The organism is Salinisphaera sp. PC39, from assembly GCF_040361335.1.
Taxonomy (GTDB): domain Bacteria; phylum Pseudomonadota; class Gammaproteobacteria; order Nevskiales; family Salinisphaeraceae; genus APNM01.
In genome coordinates, this window is record NZ_APNM01000003.1 from 77,405 (window position 1) to 94,379 (window position 16,975).

General features: G+C 69.6%; 15 protein-coding genes. All 15 read left to right on the forward strand.

Going from position 1 to position 16,975, the window contains the following annotated elements; all coding sequences use genetic code 11:
• Positions 1 to 104: 104 nt before the first annotated feature.
• The 15 genes from glyA to nusB all read left to right on the forward strand — a co-directional run bounded on the left by glyA (position 105) and on the right by nusB (position 16,940).
• Positions 105 to 1,406 (forward strand): serine hydroxymethyltransferase, encoded by a 1,302-nt coding sequence (glyA, locus tag PC39_RS04200; protein WP_353252118.1) that lies wholly within the window; start codon positions 105 to 107, stop codon positions 1,404 to 1,406.
• A 44-nt stretch (positions 1,407 to 1,450) separates the two neighbouring features.
• Positions 1,451 to 1,960, forward strand: coding sequence for a transcriptional regulator NrdR (nrdR, locus tag PC39_RS04205; protein WP_353252119.1), 510 nt, complete (start codon positions 1,451 to 1,453; stop codon positions 1,958 to 1,960).
• Between the two features lie 106 nt (positions 1,961 to 2,066).
• Positions 2,067 to 2,564, forward strand: coding sequence for an RNA polymerase sigma factor (locus PC39_RS04210; RefSeq protein ID WP_353252120.1), 498 nt, complete (start codon positions 2,067 to 2,069; stop codon positions 2,562 to 2,564).
• A gap of 82 nt (positions 2,565 to 2,646) precedes the next feature.
• Positions 2,647 to 3,630 carry a FecR family protein gene (locus tag PC39_RS04215; protein WP_353252121.1) on the forward strand — a complete coding sequence of 328 codons (984 nt, stop codon included), beginning with the start codon at positions 2,647 to 2,649 and terminating at the stop codon, positions 3,628 to 3,630.
• A gap of 361 nt (positions 3,631 to 3,991) precedes the next feature.
• The gene (locus PC39_RS04220; RefSeq protein WP_353252122.1) at positions 3,992 to 6,439 is read left to right on the forward strand and encodes a TonB-dependent hemoglobin/transferrin/lactoferrin family receptor; all 2,448 of its coding nucleotides are present in this window, start codon (positions 3,992 to 3,994) and stop codon (positions 6,437 to 6,439) included.
• A gap of 244 nt (positions 6,440 to 6,683) precedes the next feature.
• Positions 6,684 to 7,436 (forward strand): heme acquisition protein HasA, encoded by a 753-nt coding sequence (locus tag PC39_RS04225; RefSeq protein WP_353252123.1) that lies wholly within the window; start codon positions 6,684 to 6,686, stop codon positions 7,434 to 7,436.
• A 144-nt stretch (positions 7,437 to 7,580) separates the two neighbouring features.
• Positions 7,581 to 9,317 carry a type I secretion system permease/ATPase gene (locus PC39_RS04230; RefSeq protein ID WP_353252124.1) on the forward strand — a complete coding sequence of 579 codons (1,737 nt, stop codon included), beginning with the start codon at positions 7,581 to 7,583 and terminating at the stop codon, positions 9,315 to 9,317.
• The gene (locus PC39_RS04235; RefSeq protein ID WP_353252125.1) at positions 9,314 to 10,627 is read left to right on the forward strand and encodes an HlyD family type I secretion periplasmic adaptor subunit; all 1,314 of its coding nucleotides are present in this window, start codon (positions 9,314 to 9,316) and stop codon (positions 10,625 to 10,627) included. The genes PC39_RS04230 and PC39_RS04235 overlap by 4 nt, the downstream gene beginning before the upstream one ends.
• Complete coding sequence (locus PC39_RS04240) at positions 10,624 to 11,994, forward strand: TolC family outer membrane protein (protein ID WP_353252126.1); 1,371 nt, start codon at positions 10,624 to 10,626, stop codon at positions 11,992 to 11,994. The genes PC39_RS04235 and PC39_RS04240 overlap by 4 nt, the downstream gene beginning before the upstream one ends.
• Before the next feature lie 77 nt (positions 11,995 to 12,071).
• A complete protein-coding gene (locus PC39_RS04245) occupies positions 12,072 to 12,701 on the forward strand; it encodes a biliverdin-producing heme oxygenase (RefSeq protein ID WP_353252127.1) in 630 nt (209 codons plus the stop codon).
• Between the two features lie 248 nt (positions 12,702 to 12,949).
• Positions 12,950 to 14,092: a bifunctional diaminohydroxyphosphoribosylaminopyrimidine deaminase/5-amino-6-(5-phosphoribosylamino)uracil reductase RibD gene (gene ribD / locus PC39_RS04250; protein ID WP_353252128.1), complete on the forward strand. Its 1,143-nt coding sequence runs from the start codon at positions 12,950 to 12,952 to the stop codon at positions 14,090 to 14,092.
• Between the two features lie 16 nt (positions 14,093 to 14,108).
• A complete protein-coding gene (locus tag PC39_RS04255; protein ID WP_353252129.1) occupies positions 14,109 to 14,720 on the forward strand; it encodes a riboflavin synthase in 612 nt (203 codons plus the stop codon).
• A gap of 17 nt (positions 14,721 to 14,737) precedes the next feature.
• Positions 14,738 to 15,868: a bifunctional 3,4-dihydroxy-2-butanone-4-phosphate synthase/GTP cyclohydrolase II gene (ribBA, locus tag PC39_RS04260; protein WP_353252130.1), complete on the forward strand. Its 1,131-nt coding sequence runs from the start codon at positions 14,738 to 14,740 to the stop codon at positions 15,866 to 15,868.
• 143 nt (positions 15,869 to 16,011) lie between these two features.
• The gene (gene ribH, locus PC39_RS04265; RefSeq protein ID WP_353252131.1) at positions 16,012 to 16,482 is read left to right on the forward strand and encodes a 6,7-dimethyl-8-ribityllumazine synthase; all 471 of its coding nucleotides are present in this window, start codon (positions 16,012 to 16,014) and stop codon (positions 16,480 to 16,482) included.
• An 8-nt stretch (positions 16,483 to 16,490) separates the two neighbouring features.
• Positions 16,491 to 16,940, forward strand: coding sequence for a transcription antitermination factor NusB (gene nusB / locus PC39_RS04270; RefSeq protein ID WP_353252132.1), 450 nt, complete (start codon positions 16,491 to 16,493; stop codon positions 16,938 to 16,940).
• Positions 16,941 to 16,975: the final 35 nt, after the last annotated feature.

Here is a 16,975-nt window from a genome sequence, read left to right on the forward strand (position 1 = left end):
CTCTCAAGGAGCACGAAACATGAAACCGCACCCGGCGGGGCGCGGCCCCGCCGGGTGCGTTACAATGACACGCTGTTCATTTCGATGACGGAGAAGTACCCCTCATGTTCGATACCGCGCAGCGCGTTGCCGATTACGACGCCGAGCTGGCGGCGGCGATCACCGCCGAAAACGAGCGCCAGGAGGCCCACATCGAGCTCATCGCCTCCGAGAACTACGCCAGCCCGCGGGTCATGGAGGCCCAGGGCACCCAGCTCACGAACAAGTACGCCGAGGGCTATCCGGGCAAGCGCTATTATGGCGGGTGCGAGCATGTGGACGTGGCCGAACGGCTGGCCATCCAGCGCGCCTGCGAACTGTTCGGCTGCGACTACGCCAACGTGCAGCCGCATTCGGGCGCCCAGGCCAACGCCGCCGCGTTCATGGCGCTGGTCAAGCCCGGCGACACCATCCTGGGCATGAGCCTGGACGCCGGCGGTCACCTGACCCACGGTGCCGCGCCCAACTTCTCCGGCAAGTATTACAACGCCGTCCAGTACGGCATCGACGCCGCCACCGGCGAGCTCGACTATGACGCGATCGCGGCGCAGGCGCGCGAGCACCGCCCCAAGCTGATCATCGGCGGTTTCTCGGCCTACTCCCGTGTGGTCGACTGGGCGCGGATGCGCGAGATCGCCGACGAGGTGGGTGCCTACCTGCTGGTGGACATGGCGCACGTGGCCGGCCTGGTCGCGGGCGGCGCCTATCCCAGCCCGATCCCGCACGCGCACGTGGTCACCACGACCACCCACAAGACCCTGCGCGGTCCGCGCGGCGGTCTGATCCTGTCCGCCGCCGGCGACGAGAAGCTGTACAAGCGGCTCAACTCCGCGGTTTTCCCCGGCACCCAGGGCGGTCCCCTGATGCACGTGATCGCGGCCAAGGCCGTGGCGCTGAAGGAAGCCCTGGAGCCGGGATTCAAGGACTACCAGGCACAGGTGGTCGCCAACGCCCGCGCCATGGCGGAAGTCTTTACCAAGCGTGGCTACGACGTGGTCTCCGGCGGTACCGACAATCACCTGATGCTGGTCAGCCTGATCGCCAAGGACATCACCGGCAAGGACGCGGAGGCCCTGCTGGGGCAGGCCCATATCACCGCCAACAAGAACGCCGTGCCGGACGATCCGCGCTCGCCGTTCGTGACCAGCGGCCTGCGTATCGGCACGCCGGCGGCCACCACGCGGGGCTTCGGCGAGACCGAGATGGCCGATGTCGCCACCTGGATCTGCGACATCCTGGATACGCTGGCCGAAGACGGTGATACCGGCAAGGCAGTGACCGAGGTCCGCGCCAAGGTCGAGACGCTTTGCTCCCGGTACCCGGTCTACGGCCGGTCGGCGGCCGCCCGGGAAGCGGCCCCCGCCTGAGGGCGGAGACGGCGATGCCGCGATAGCGCCCCGGGAGCGATTCCGTGCATTGCCCGTTCTGCGCCGCCGACGCGACCCGCGTGGTCGACTCGCGCCTGGCGGCCGAAGGCAGCCAGGTCCGGCGCCGGCGCGAGTGCCCGTCCTGCGGGGCGCGTTTCACCACCTTCGAGAGCGCGGAGCTGGTGTTGCCGCGGATCGTGAAGAACGACGGCACGCCGGAGCCCTTCGACGAAGCCAAGCTCAAGCGCGGTATCACCCGGGCGCTGTACAAGCGGCCGGTATCGGCCGAGGCGGTGGATACCGCGGTCAACCGCATCATGCACCGGTTGCGTACCGAGGGGGAGCGGGACGTGCCCTCGCGCAAGCTCGGCAACTGGGTGATGGAGGAACTGCGCGAACTGGACCAGGTCGCCTACGTTCGGTTCGCCTCCGTGTACCGCCGCTTCGAGGACGTCAACGCGTTCCGCGAGGAGATCGAGCGGCTGGAGGCGACACCCGACCGCAGCGCCGCCCGGCGCCAGCTCAAACTGATCGACAACGGGTCGGAGTCCTGAAATCGGCGACCATTCGTTGGAGGAGTCATGGGGCCGGACAAGACCGATAATCGTTCCCCGCTGGTGATAGTCACCGTCATCGACCGGAGAACCCCCCGCGCCGACCATGGCTGACACCCGCCGCGTCCTGACGGAGCTCTTCCAGGGCGAGCGCCGCCGGTTGGTCAAGCTCGTCCAGCGTATCGTCAGGAGCGAAGCCGTGGCCGAGGATCTGGTCCAGGAGACCTTCCTCAAACTCTGGGGTCGCCACGTCAACGGCGACTCGACGGGCCTGCTCTATCGCACGGCGCACAATCTCGCGCTCGACCACCTGCGCGCCCAGAAGGTGCGGCACCGACACGCCGAGCGCAGCCGTGCCGACGACACGGCCCTGCCGCCCGCGGATCGGGCGGCGGAGGTCGCCGAGGAATGGCGGCAACTGGCCGAGGTGCTGGAAGACCTGCCGCCGCGCACGCGACGGATATTCCTGCTCAACCGGGTCGACGGCGAGACCTATGCCGCCATCGCGGCCATGCTGGACGTGTCCACGAGCACCGTGGAGAAGGACATGATGCGGGCCATGCGGGCCTGCCGGCAGTGGCTCGAAAGCCGGGACCCGGATTGAGGAGACGGCCGGCATGAAACGTTACCCTGATGTGAAAGACAGACGTCTGTCCGTCCCGGCGACGGCAGAAGAGGAGGCCGGCTTGGGCTCACCAGCGAGGGATCGCCCCGGCGACGACGGTATCGAGGATCAGGCGCTCGCCTGGTACCTGCGTTTGAAGGACCCGGGCGCCGGCGGCGAGGACTGGCTGCGGTTCGAGGACTGGCTGGCCGCGGACGATCGTCACGGCGCCGCCTACGGTCGTGTCGATGCGCTCTGGCAGCGCCTGGAAACGCCCGCCCGCGAGGTTGCGGCGCGGCAGTCGCGGCCGCGGCCGTGCCGGCGGCATGCACGTCACCGGCGCTGGGCGCGAATGGCCGTCGCGGCCAGTCTGGTGCTGACGCTGGCCGCGGGCGGCACCCTATGGCGGGATCCGGGCCTGATCCATCGGCTCGGGTCCGATGTCGCCACCCGTGCCGGCGAATCGCGGACCCTGGCCCTGGCCGACGGCTCCGAACTATTCCTGGATTTCGACAGTGCCGCGGACATCGACCTCTCGGGCGACGTCCGGCGGGTCGAGCTGCATCGCGGACGCGCTTGGTTCGATGTCGCGCCGGCCGGCCGGCCGTTCGTGATCGCCAGCGGTGGCGCGCGCGTGCGGGTGACGGGCACGCGCTTCGGCGTGGCGCGGGGCACCGCCGGTGTCGAGGTCACGGTGGAAGAGGGCCGTGTCGAGGTCGGCGGCGAGCGTGGCGGCGCGGACAATGCGCGGACCCTGGGCGTCGGTGAGCAGACCACGGTCGCGGCCGGCCGGGTCGGCGACTTGCGCCGCGTCGATCCCGCCATCGAGCTGGCCTGGGCCCGCGGGCTCGTCCTGTTCGACCGTGCCGGTGCCGGCGAGGTCGCCGAGCAACTGCAGCGCATGCTGCCGGGACGCGTGATCCTCGACCGCTCGGATTTCGACGATCTGTCGCTGTCGGGCAGTTTCCCCGCGAACGATCCGCAGGCGTTGCTCGCGGCGCTGGAAAAGAACTACGGTGTCCGGGTCGAGCGCATCCCCGGCACCCTGACGTGGTTGCGTCGCTGACATGGACGCCGCCTCCGATTGAGGAACCCCGTCGTCCTGAACGTTATACGAATGATAACGATTATCATTCATCACGGACGAAGGACGAATGGCACGATGCTCCATCATTCCCTCGCACCACGTCATGCGGCGATCGCGTGTCTACGGGCCCGCCGTATCCGGTGGCTCCTGGTGCTGGTTTCGCTATGCGCCGCCGCCGGCCATCTTCAGGCCCGGGACGGACCGCCCGTCGAATATGCGTTCGATATCCCGAGCCAGTCGCTGCTCTCGGCGTTGGGGGAGTTCACCGCGGTGACCGGTATCTCGGTCATGCACTCCGGCAACGGCGCCCTGAGCGCGCGCGCCGGCGGTGCGCGGCGAGATGACGGCCGATGCCGCCCTGGCGCGGCTGCTGGCGGGCAGCGGCTTGCGTTTCGAGTACCAGGATGCCCGTACGGTCCTGCTGGTGGCGGACCGCGCCGCGGGTGCCGCGGGCGGCGCCGCCGGCGCGGCCACGGAGCTGGGCCCGATCCGGGTCATGGCGCCCGTCGGAAGCTGGGTCTACGAGACGCCCCGCTCGGTGGCCGTGGTGACCCCGGAGGAGATCGACCGGCGGCCGCCGCGCCACCCCGCCGAGATGCTGGAGGAGGAGGCCGGTGTCTACAGCATGTTCAGCGAACAGGACCCGGCATTGTCGGTGAACATACGCGGCATGCAGGACTATGGCCGGGTCAACATGATGATCGACGGGGCGCGGCAAAACTTCCAGGTGAGCGGCCACCAGCAGCGTAACGGCCAGATGTACATCGACCCGGAGCTGCTGGCCGCGGTCGAGATCGAGAAGGGGCCCGGCGCCGGAGTGCACGGTGCCGGCGCGATCGGCGGCACCGCCAACTTCCGCACCATCGAGCCGCGCGATATCCTGCTGCCGGGCCGCGACCGGGGCGTGCGGGCGCGGGCGACCACCGGACTCGGCGAGTACGCCAACGGCACGGACTTCATCGGCAGCCTCGCCGCCGCGTACCGCGACGAGACCGTGGATGTCCTGCTGGCGCACAGCCAGCAGCATCTCGACGAATACGAGCCCGGCACGGAGGGATCCCTGGGCACGGACCGGCGGGTCGGCGATTCCGACCGCCACAAACATTCGGTCGTGCGGGAATCCGGCCGCACCTCGCGTTCCACGCTGGCCAAGGCGGGGCTCATGCTCACCGGCGACCAGCGCGTCGGGGTCAGCTTTCTGGACACCGATGTGGCATACGACGCCAGCAGCACGACCGCGGACGAGTTCGCCCAGAACGACGGGCCGCTTTATCAGAAGCGGGGCGAGGACGACGTGACCTCGCGTACCTATGCTCTGGATTATGACTACGGCCCGCGCGGGCCGTGGGTCGACCTCGAGGCCAAGCTCTACTATGTGACCACCCGTCTGGATCAGAGGCGCCGGGCGCAGGAGTCCGACCAGGTGCCCGACGGCATGTGCGCCGACTGGTATGCCACCTACGATCCCATACCGGATTGGGTCTCCCGTTTCTGCACGCCCGCGTACGCGGCCCGCTATCGAACCGACACCTGGGGCCTGCAAGTCCGCAACATATCCCGGCTCGTGGAAACGCACCGCCACGCCCTGAGCGCGGACTACGGCATCGAGGCCTACACCGACGAGACCGATCCCGAGGCGACGCTGGCCGACCCGACTCTGACCTTCGAGAGCAGCCCCATCGGCGGCCTCACCACCGCCACGCCCGCGGGCGAGCGCGACTCGGTCAGCGTCTTCACGGCATTGGGGTACGACTATGCCGGCGTCATCGAGGTCGACATCGGCCTGCGCTACGACCACTACAACCTTCGGGGACACACCGGCTTCCGGGCGCGCAACGACTCGACCGGCTTCACCGAGGAGTACGACTACGACATCGACCGCACCTTCAATCGCGTCTCGCCGACCTTGTCCGTGGCGGTCCGGGCCAACGACTGGCTGCAGCCTTACATCCGCTGGGGCCGCGCCTGGCGGATGCCGGCCATCACGGAGACGTTGATCACGGGTGCCCATGTCGGCGACGCGCGGTCGCGCACCCTACCCAACCCGGAGCTTGAACCGGAGCGCTCCGAGACCTGGGAGGCGGGGTTCAATATCGGGGCCGAACGGTTATTCACCGACCGCGATGTTCTGCACATCAAATTCAGCTATTTCGATACCCGCATCGAGGATTTCATCTACATGTCGTTCGGCAAGAACGCACCTCATCAGTCTATGGCCAACGATTTCCAGATGGCCTACGACAATTCCGTGAACGAGGCACGTTTCCGCGGAACCGAGTTGAATCTCGACTACGATGCCGGTGCTTGGTACGCCGGACTGAACTATACGAATATGGTCGACGACAACAAGGGCGATCTCTGTTCCAGACCGTGGTACCTCGGCTATGAGCTCGACACCAACTTCCAGCCTGCGAACGATCCCTGGGCGAACTGTGCCGTCTTCGGCGCAGCGGAATATCCGCCCCCCGACAAACTCAATATCCATGCCGGCGTGCGGCTTCTCGATCGCGCTCTGGATATCGGTGTCAAGGTGCGTCATGCCGAGGGCTTCAACGAAAGTGTGGGAAGATCGGGTGCGAAGGGCGAGGAATATGCCTATCCGCCCGTCTGGGACGAATACACGGTGTGGGATTGGTACGGCCGCTATCGCCATGACGAGCACCTGAGCTTGCGCCTGACCGTGGATAATGTCTTCGATCGCGCCTACCTGGTGAACTACGGTGACCCCCTGACCGTCACGCTCGGACGCGGCCGGACGGTGCAGGGCAGCGTGGAACTCCGATTCTAGGGGGCGCCGAAAAGGCGGTTCCCCTGATGCGGGACAGGGATGTCCCGTCGTCGGCCAAGCGCATCAGTGCTCGGCCGGCCGATACCGAGGCCGGACCTGCGCCGGGCTCGGCGTGCCGAAGAGAGACAGGATGGTCCTTCTCGGCATTGCCTCGGGATTTCCGCCATCGGCGGAATGGGACGGCCCCGGCCACAGGTCGAGGCCAGGCACGAGAAACGTGGCAAGAAGCCAAGGAGGCTGAATCATGGCCATTAGCATCACTCACGACAAGGCGACCAACACCGGCGGGGATGATTACCTGACCTGGTGGGAGAACGAGTTCGACAGCGGCAACCACCCGAGCAATACCGGCGGTTTCTATCCCGGTACCCTCTCGGGCGAGCAGTACGCCATGTCGAGCGGCGCCCAGGGCTCGACCGCCGGCTTTATCGCCTCCGGCGACCTGGATTACACCCTGTTCTCGGTACCTACCCACACGGTATACGGTGACCTCGACGACATCGAGTTCGGCGATCAGATCGTGGGCGGCAGCAGCACGGCGTACTCGTTCGATACCGGGCCGGAACTGAGCATCGACGGCCTGGACCTGAGCTCCGGCGCGGTGGCCGACAACCAGATCCACGAGATCGTCTACGGCCTGATGCAGGGCGACGCCACCGAGCTGGAGAACTTCCTCAACACCGAGAACCTCGACATCGACGGCAGCTCGGGCGACGACGTCCTGAACGGTTACGCCGGTGACGACACGCTGACCGGCAACAACGGTGACGATACCTTCCTGTTCGATCTCTTCGGTAGCGCCACGGGCTTCGGCGACGACACCGTCACCGATTACGAGATCGGCGACGACGAGATCGATATCTCGGCGTTCGACAGCTATACCGACACCGTGGTCGGCAGTGACCTGGAACTGGAGGTGTTCGATGCGTCCTCCAACTCCATGGGCACGATCACGCTGACGGGTATCACCGACGTGAACGACGTGACCTTCGCCTGACGCCACGGGAATCCCCCCATGGCGGGACGGTGCCGCCGCGGCTCCGGGTCGAGAGCCGGGGCCGCGGCGGCGCTCGTGCGACATCCCGTGCCGTGCCGCCGGCGCCACCGCGCGGCACGTCGGGACGGCTCCCGGAGGTGTGCCATGACGGCGTCCGACCAATCCCGTCCGTCCGACGAGATACGGGCCACCCTGGCCGGCTTCCGGCGCGGCCTGATCGATATCGGTGTCTTCTCGGCGGTGATCAACCTGCTGATGCTGGCGCCGGCCCTGTACATGCTGCAGGTCTACGATCGCGTGATCGCGTCCGGCAATGCCATGACGCTCCTGATGCTGACGCTGATGGTGCTGGGCGCTTACGCGCTGCTGGGACTCCTGGAGTGGATCCGGAGTTACGTGGTGATCCGTCTCGGGGCACAAATGGATATGCGCCTGAATCGACGGGTCTTCGACGCCGCCTTCGACAGCAACCTGAACAGCGGCCGCACCAGCGCGGCCCAGGCATTGAACGACCTGACCGCCCTGCGCCAGTTCGCGACCGGCAACGCCCTGTTCGCGTTCTTCGACGCGCCCTGGTTTCCCGTGTACCTGCTGGTCATCACGCTGCTGCATCCCTGGTTGGGGGCGCTGGCGCTGGCGGGCGCGACACTGCTGCTGGCGCTGGCGTGGCTCAACCAGCGACGGTCGTCGCCGCTGTTGCAGGAGGCGAGCGATCTCTCGGCCCGATCGGCGCGCGGGGCGTCCGCCAATCTCCGCAACACCGGCGCCATCGAGGCCATGGGCATGCTGCCGGCCCTGCGCGACCGTTGGGCGGCGCAGCACAGCGAATTCCTGTCCCGTCAGAACCTGGCGAGCGAGCGCACGGCGGTCGTCGCCGCCTGGTCGCGCGCCCTGCGGCTGGCGCTGCAGTCCCTGGTGCTGGGTCTGGGGGCCTGGCTCGCCATCGACGGCGTGATCACGCCCGGCATGATGATCGCCGCCTCCATCCTGGTGGGACGCGTGCTGGGGCCGATCGACCAGGTCATCGGCGTCTGGCGCCAGTGGACCTCGGCGCGCCAGTCCTACCGCCGTTTGCGGGGGCTGCTGCAGGACTATCCGCCCAGGCCGGCCCGGATGCCCTTGCCGGCCCCCGCGGGTGCCCTGTCCGTGAAGCGGGTGGTGGCGGTGCCGCCGGGCGGTCGCGCGCGCGTGCTCGACGGTGTGAGCTTCGAGCTGGCGCCGGGGGAGACCCTGGGCGTGGTCGGACCGTCGGGGTCGGGCAAATCCAGCCTGGCGCGGCTGCTGGTGGGGGCCTGGCATCCCCGGTCCGGCGAGGTCCGCCTGGACGGCGCCGATCTCCGCGACTGGGATCGGGCCGCGCTCGGTCCCTTCATCGGTTATCTGCCGCAGGACGTCCAGCTCTTCGCCGGCAGCATCGCCGACAATATCGCCCGTTTCGGCGAGGTCGTGCCGGACCGGGTCGTGGCCGCCGCCGAGATGGCCGGCGTGCACGAACTCATCCTGCGCCAGCCCCAGGGATACGACACGCAACTGGGGCAGGGCGGCGACGGCCTGTCGGGCGGCCAGAAGCAGCGCATCGCATTGGCCCGCGCGCTGCACGGTCTGCCGGCGCTGATCGTGCTGGACGAACCCAACGCGAACCTGGACGAGGCGGGTGAGCGTGCCCTGCTGGCGGCGATGGCGACGCTGCGGGAGCGGCGCCGGACGCTGGTCGTCGTCAGCCACAAGCCCGGAATCGTGAAAAGCACGGACAAGCTGCTGGTGTTGCATGAGGGACGGGCCCGGGCCTTCGGCGCCACCGCCGACATACTCGGCGGCGGCGCCGACGGGCGCCGCGCGGATCGCCGGCCGGATGCCGCGGATATCGGGGGTGGCCGGTGACCGCGCCGCAGCGGCCGGCCGTTCCGCCGGAGATGGACGAACGGCGCCATGCGCGCCTGGGTCTGGTCATCGTCCTGGTCGGCTTCGCGGGGTTCCTGGCATGGGCCGGGCTGGCGCCGCTCGATCAGGGCGTGGCGGTGCCGGCCAAGGTCATGGTCGCCGGCAACCGCAAGGCGGTGCAGCCTCCGGAGGGCGGCCGCATCGAGCGCATCCTGGTGCGCGAGGGCGACGCGGTCGCGGCCGGCGAGGTGCTGATAGAGATGGAGCGGGATGCCCTGCGGGCCGAGGCGGACGGCCTCCGCGTCCAATGGTTGGGTGCCATGGCCACCGCGGCGCGACTGCGGGCCGAGAGCGCGGGCGAGACCCGGATCGAATTCCCGGCGGCGCTGCGCGACAGCGACGATCCCCGAGTGCCGATGATGCTGGCGTTGCAGCGCCAGCTCCTGGACAAGCGTCGGCGGGCGCTCGAAGCCGAGATCGAGGGCATCCGGGAGAGCATCGCCGGCAACCGGGCGAGGCTGTCGGGGATCGCGGCGGCACGCGCCAGCAAGTCCCGCCAGCACGAGTTGCTGGAAGAGCAACTAGAGGGGCTGGCGGGGTTGGTCGCGGAAGGATATGTCGCCCGCAACCGTTTCCTGGAGCGTCAACGCGAGCGCCAGCGCCTGGCCGGCGAACTAGCCGAGGATCGCGCCCGGGCGACGGGGATCCGGCGCACCATCGGCGAGCTGGAGGCGCGTGTCCGACAGCGGCGGGAAAGTCATCACCGCGAGGTCCGGGACCGCCTGGCCGAGGTGAGCGTGCGCGTCGACGAGCTGCGCGCGCGCCTGGACGGTCTGGAGTCGCGGCTGTCCCGCGGCCGTGTGCGGGCACCGGCCACCGGGCGTGTCGTGGGCATGCGGGTATTCACCGAGGGCGGGGTGGTCGAGGCCGGCGAGACCCTGATGGAGATCGTACCGCAGGGACGGCCGCTGCTCGTGGAGGGCCGGGCGCCCGTGTCGTTGGCCGACAAGCTGGAGCCGGGCCTGCCGGTGGCATTGCTGTTCACCGCCTTCGAACTCAGCGACACGCCGCGTCTCGCCGGCGAAGTCACGCAGGTATCGGCCGACCGGCTGGTGGACGAGCGCACGGGCGAGCCCTATTACAGCATCCGGGTACGGGTCGCGCCCGGCGAAATGGCAAGGCTGCGGGGACGCCGGATCCGGCCCGGGATGCCGGTCGAGGCGTTCGTGCGCACCGGCGAGCGGTCCCTGTTGAATTATCTGTTCAAACCCCTGCTGGACCGCATGCACCCGGTCCTGGCCGACGGATGAGCGGAACCCGCCGGTCATGGCGGCGGGGCCGGACCGCGGTGCTGGCGGGTTGCCTGGCGGCGTGTCTGTCCCCGGCCGGCCATGCGGTCGGGTTGCGGGACGCCTATGTCCTGGCGCTGGAAAACGATCCCGCGTTCCGGGCGGCCATCGCCGCGCGCGCGGCCGGACGCGAGCACCGCGCGATCGGCCGGGCCGCGCTGCTGCCCAGTCTCTCCTACAGCTACGGCACCGCCCGCAACGCCTCCGAGGTCACCCGGCTCACCGCGACCGACGAAGCGACGCTGGAACGGGATTACCGCAGTCATGCCTCCGTGCTGAGACTCGAGCAGCCGCTGTTCGATTACGCGGCCTGGGCGACCTATCGCGAGGGTGTCGCCAAGTCCCTGCTGGCGGACGCCCGCTTCCGCGAAGAGAGCCAAGCGTTGATGGTGCGATTGTTCGAGGCCTACAGCGACACCCTGCTGGCCCGGGAGCGGGAGCGCCTGGCGGCGGCCCGGCGGCGCGCCTACGCCGGCCGGTTGGAGGCCAATCGCCGGTTGTTCGACGCCGGCGAGGGTACGCGCACGGCGATCCTGGAGACCCGGGCCCGGCTGGAGACCGCGTCGGCGCGGCTGATCGAGGCCCGCGAGGCCACCGCCGACGCCCTCGGCGAGCTGCGGGCCATCGTGGGGCGGCCCCTGCGCGCGGACGACCTGCGGCCATTGCGCGAGGAAGCGGCCATGCCGCCCCTGAAACCGGACAATTTCGCCGACTGGCGTGAGCGGGCGCTGGCCGCCAATCCGGATCTGGCCGTGCGGCGCCGCGAGGTCGAGGTCGCCGACGGCGGCGTGGCCCGCGCCCGCGCCGGCCACCTGCCCTCGGTCTCGCTCTATCTCAGCTCGCGGGAAACGGAATCGGATACGGAGAGCAGTTACGACCGCGTGTACGATACCGATACCGTGGGTCTCCAGGTCAGCCTGCCCCTGTTCGCCGGCGGCGGCACCAGCGCCCGGCGCCGGCAGGCCATCGCCGAACGCGGGCGTCTCCGGCACGAGCTGGACGCGACGCGCGTCCGGGTGATCGAGGACCTGCGGCGCGAGTTCGATCGCATCGCCGGTGCGCGCGCCAGGATACGCGCCTACCGGGCGGCGGCGGATGCGGCGCGGGCGTTGGTGACCGCCACGCAGAAAAGCGTCGCGGGCGGCGAGCGGATCAACCCCGACGTGCTGGACGCCGAACAGCGACGCTACGCCGCCGCCCGGGATCTGGCCGGCGCGCGTCACGACTACCTGCGCGCCTGGGTCGCACTCCATCGGCTCGCCGGCGATCTGGGTGCCGACGAACTGCGGGTGGTGGCGGCCTGTTTCGGCGGGGACACGGCACCCTGAAGCGGGCACGGCGCCGGTTTTGAGGCATGTGGTCCTCTCGACCGTTATCAGGGTATGGTCCGAGGGGAGAACCTTTCATGGCAGTCGTAACCGATTTTCCGTCCATAGCCTTGTCCCGCGAACTGAAAGAACATACCGCCCAGGCGCACGAGAGCCTGGATCAGCGCATCATGGCGTTGCGCCCCTTTGCCGACGAGCGGCGATACGTCCGTTTCCTGCGGATGCAGTTGCGACTGCATCATGCGACCGCCGCCCTCTACGGGGAACCCGGTCTGCTCGCGTGGCTGCCCTGCCTGGCGGACGGCAACCGCCTCGAGGCCGTGGTCGCCGATTGCGCCGATTTCAACGTGAGCGAGGCGGAGTACCGTCGGGACCGGGCCGCCGCCAGGACCGTGCGCATCCCGACCACGCCCGCCGCGCTCGGCTGGTTGTATGTCCAGGAGGGATCCCGCCTCGGCGCCGCCGTCCTGCGCAGGCAGGTCCGCCGCGAACTGGGCCTGTCCGATGTGTTCGGGGCGCGTCACCTGGCGGGGCCCGCCGACGGCCGCGCCCGCCACTGGCAGCGCTTCCGCGAGGCATTGGACGCCATCGACCTCACCATCGGCGAGCGCGGCATGGCCGCCGAGGGGGCCGCCGCGGCCTTCGCCTTCGTGCGCGAGTCGGTCGAGGAACTGCTCGCCGACGGCCGGGCCGTCGACACGGCCTGACAGCGTTTCCGGTGCTCCGGCCGGCCGCGATCGTTCGGCCGGCCGGGGCCGCAAGGCGTTTTCCGGGAGCGCCCGGCACCGGCACCGCCGGGCGGTCGTGCTGCCGGTCGGGCCGGCACAGGGCGTACACTATGTCGCCATGACGACCGGCGGACGCCGCAACCCCGACCCCAGGCAAGCCGACCGTGGTCCGGACTGCGGGCGCGCGCTCGCGTGTGCGGCGTTCGCGTGGCGGCTGGATGCCGATCATGGCGGCTGAGACCGGCGACGCGGGCTACATGGCGCGCGCCGTCGCGCTGGCGCGGCGCGGCTGGTACGGCACGCCGCCGAACCCGCGCGTCGGCTGCGTGCTGGTACGCGACGGCACGGTGATCGGCGAGGGCTGGCACGCCCGGGCCGGCGACGCGCATGCCGAGGTCAACGCCCTGCGCGATGCCGCCGCCCGGGTCGGCGGTGCGCGCGGGGCCACCGCCTATGTGACCCTGGAACCCTGCCGCCACAGCGGTCGTACACCGCCCTGCACGGACGCCCTGATCGAAGCCGGGGTGTCGCGCGTGGTCGCGGGCATGACCGATCCCAATCCCTTGGTCGCCGGTGGCGGCCTGCGGGCGCTGGCGGCCGCGGGCATCGAGGTCGCCTCGGGGCTTCTGGCCGCGGATTGCGAAGCGTTGAATCCCGGTTTCTCCACGCGCATGCGCACGGGGCGCCCGCGCGTCCGGGTCAAGCTCGCGGCGAGCCTGGACGGCCGCACCGCCGGTGCCGACGGCGAGAGCCAGTGGATCACGGGCGAGGCGGCGCGTGCCGACGTGCACCGGTTGCGGGCCGAGTCGGGCGCGGTGGTCACCGGCACCGGCACCGCCCTGGCGGACGACCCGTCCCTGACCGTGCGTCTGCCGGCGGACGAGGCACCGGGCGGTCGCTGGCGCCAGCCGCTGCGTGTGGTGCTGGACAGCCGCCTGCGTCTGCCTCCGACCGCGCGCATGCTCGGTCTGCCGGGGCGCACATTGGTGTTCACGGCCGCGGCCGCGGGCCGCAACTGGGATGCGCTTGCCGTCGCCGGCGCGGAACTCCGCCGGGTGCCGGTATCCGATCAAGGCCTGGATTTGACGGCCGTGTTGCGGTCGCTGGCCACGGAGGACGAGATCAACGACGTTCTCGTGGAGGCGGGTCCGGTCCTGGCCGGGGCCCTGGTGGCCGCCGGACTGGCCGACGAACTGGTACTCTACGTCGCGCCCAGCGTGATCGGCGACGGTGGGCGGGGCCTGCTGCACCTGCCGGGCGTGACGCGATTCGCGGACCGGCGGTCGCTGGCCATCACGGATATCCGGGCGGTGGGCGACGATTGGCGGATCGTCGCGCGACCCGCCGGGACATCCGCCACGGATCGCTAATCACACGACTGAGACTATGTTCACTGGAATCGTACGCGGCGTCGGCCGCATCGCGTCGATCGAGGATCGCGGCGGCGACAGCCGCGTCGGGATCGATATCGCCGGCGTCGACCTGGGGCCGGTGGCGCCCGGCGACAGTATCGCGGTCGACGGCGTCTGCCTCACGGCGACGCGCGTCGGCGAGAGCGGTTTCGAGGCCGATGTCTCCGCCGAGACCCTGCGGGCGACCACCCTCGGCCGTCTCGGTCCGGATGCCCCGGTGAACCTGGAGCCGGCGCTGGCCGCCGGCGACCGGCTGGGGGGACACCTCGTCAGCGGGCACGTGGACGGCGTCGGCGAGTTGGTCTCGCGGACCGAGGAGGCGCGCTCGCGCCGCCTGCGTTTCGCGGCGCCGGCGCCGCTGGCCCGTTACATCGCGGTCAAGGGCTCGATCACGGTGGACGGCGTGAGCCTGACGGTGAACGCCGTCGCGGGGGCCGAGTTCGAGGTGAATATCGTGCCCCACACGTTGACCGCCACCAATCTGGGGGCGTTGGCCGCCGGCGACCAGGTCAACCTCGAGGTGGACCTGGTGGCGCGCTACCTGGAGCGCCTGCTCGACGAGCGCGGCGCTCCGACGGACAAATAGAACAGAGGACGAAGCCGATGGCATTCAGCCCGATCGAAGACATCATCGCCGACATCAAGGCCGGTCGCATGGTGATCATGCTGGACGACGCCGATCGCGAGAACGAGGGCGATCTGATCCTGGCGGCGGAGAAGACCCGCCCCGAGGACATCAATTTCATGGCTCGCTATGGCCGCGGCCTGATCTGCCTGACCCTGAGCCGCGAGCGCTGCCGGCAATTGCATCTGCCGCTCATGGTCACCGGCAACCAGGCGCAGCAGCACACCAATTTCACGGTCTCGATCGAAGCCGCGGAGGGCGTCACCACCGGTATCTCCGCGCACGATCGCGCGGCCACGGTCCAGGCGGCGGTCAAGCCCGACGCCAACCCATCCGATCTGGTGCAGCCGGGCCACATCTTCCCCCTGATGGCCCAGCCGGGCGGTGTGCTGGCGCGCGCCGGCCATACCGAGGCGGGTTGCGACCTGGCGCGGCTGGCCGGCATGGAGCCGGCGTCGGTGATCGTCGAGATCCTGAACGAGGACGGCAGCATGGCGCGCCTGCCGGACCTGGAGAGGTTCGCCGCGGAGCACGACATCAAGCTCGGCACCATCGCCGACTTGATCCGCTACCGCATCGCCAACGAGCGCACCGTGGTCCGGGTTACCGAGACCCCGGTGGAGACCGAGTACGGCCCGTTCACCCTCTACTCCTACGAGGACGAGGTCGACAAGGTCGTCCATCTCGCCCTGGTCAAGGGCGATATCGATCCGGACGAGCCCACCCTGGTGCGCGTCCACGTGCGCAATACCCTGGCGGACGTGCTCGGCGTGCGGCACCAGGAGTTCGGCTGGCCGCTGCGCAGCGCCCTGGCGCGGGTTGCCGAAGAGGGCAGCGGCGTCGTCGTCGTGCTGCGCAAGCCGGAATCGCCGCGCGAGCTGGTTCAACGCATTCGTCTGCTGGAGGGCGAGGTCGTGGACGAGGACGATCTGCTGTTCGAGCATCACCACGGTGACGGCGAGGAATCGCGCGAGCTACGGACCTACGGCATCGGCGCGCAGATCCTGACCGACCTCGGCGTCCAGCGCATGCGGGTGCTGTCCGCGCCGTTGCGGATGAACGCGATCTCCGGCTTCGGCCTGGAGGTCGTGGAGTACGTCCAGGATTAGTTGCCCCCGGCGCGGGGCGAGGTCGTGTATCGAAAGGGGCGGGATAGTCCTTTTTTCAGCATCACCTCAGACCCCGCCGGTCGGTTGGGGCGTATAATCGGCCCCGCTCAACGGTGGATTTCCAAGCTTTCGGAGTGCAGGCCATGCGCAGCATCATCGGGGATTTCGAGGCCGACGGGGCGCGTTTCGCCATCGTCGCCACGCGTTGGAACGACACCATCGTCGACCGGCTGGTGGACGGGGCGCTGGAGGTGCTGCGCGACTGCGGCGTCGCCGAGGCCGACATCACCCTGGTCCGGGTGCCGGGCGCCTTCGAGGTGCCCATGGCGTGCGACCGGCTGGCCGACAGCGGCGACTATGATGCCGTGATCGCGCTCGGCGCGGTGATCCGGGGCGAAACCCCGCATTTCGACTTCGTCGCCGGAGAGTGCGCCCGCGGCGTGGCCGCCACCGCCCTGGAGTACGGCATCCCCGTGACCCTGGGCGTGATCACCGCGGATACCGTCGAGCAGGCCGAGGCGCGCTCGCAGCCGGACGAGGACCACAACAAGGGCGCGGAGGCCGCCAATGCCGCGGTCGAGATGGTGACCCTGTTCCGGCAGCTCGATGAATGAACGATGCCATGACCACCGCTGAGGGCGCGACCGGCAGCCGCCGCGCCGCCCGCCGCGCCGCCCTGCAGGCCCTGTACCAGTGGCAGGTTGCGACCACGGACGTCGGCGACCTGATGCTCCAGTTCCGGCGCGGGGGCCATCTGCGCGGCGCCGACGCCGACTATTTCCGGACGCTGGTGGAGGGTACGGTCACCGCGGCGCCCGATCTGGAAGCCGTGTACGGCGAGTATCTGGACCGCCACCCGGCGCAACTCGATCCGGTCGAACGCGCCATCCTGCTACTGGGCGCCTACGAGCTGGCGGAACGCGTCGAGGTGCCCTACCGGGTCGTGATCAACGAGGCCCTGGAACTGGCCAAGGCCTTCGGCGCCACCGAGGGTCACCGCTACGTCAACGGTGTGCTGCATCGCTGTGCGGGTCACTGGCGGGCGGCCGAAGTCGATGCCAAGGGGGAGTGATCCGTGATTGGTGATTTGTGATTGGTTGGGAAGAG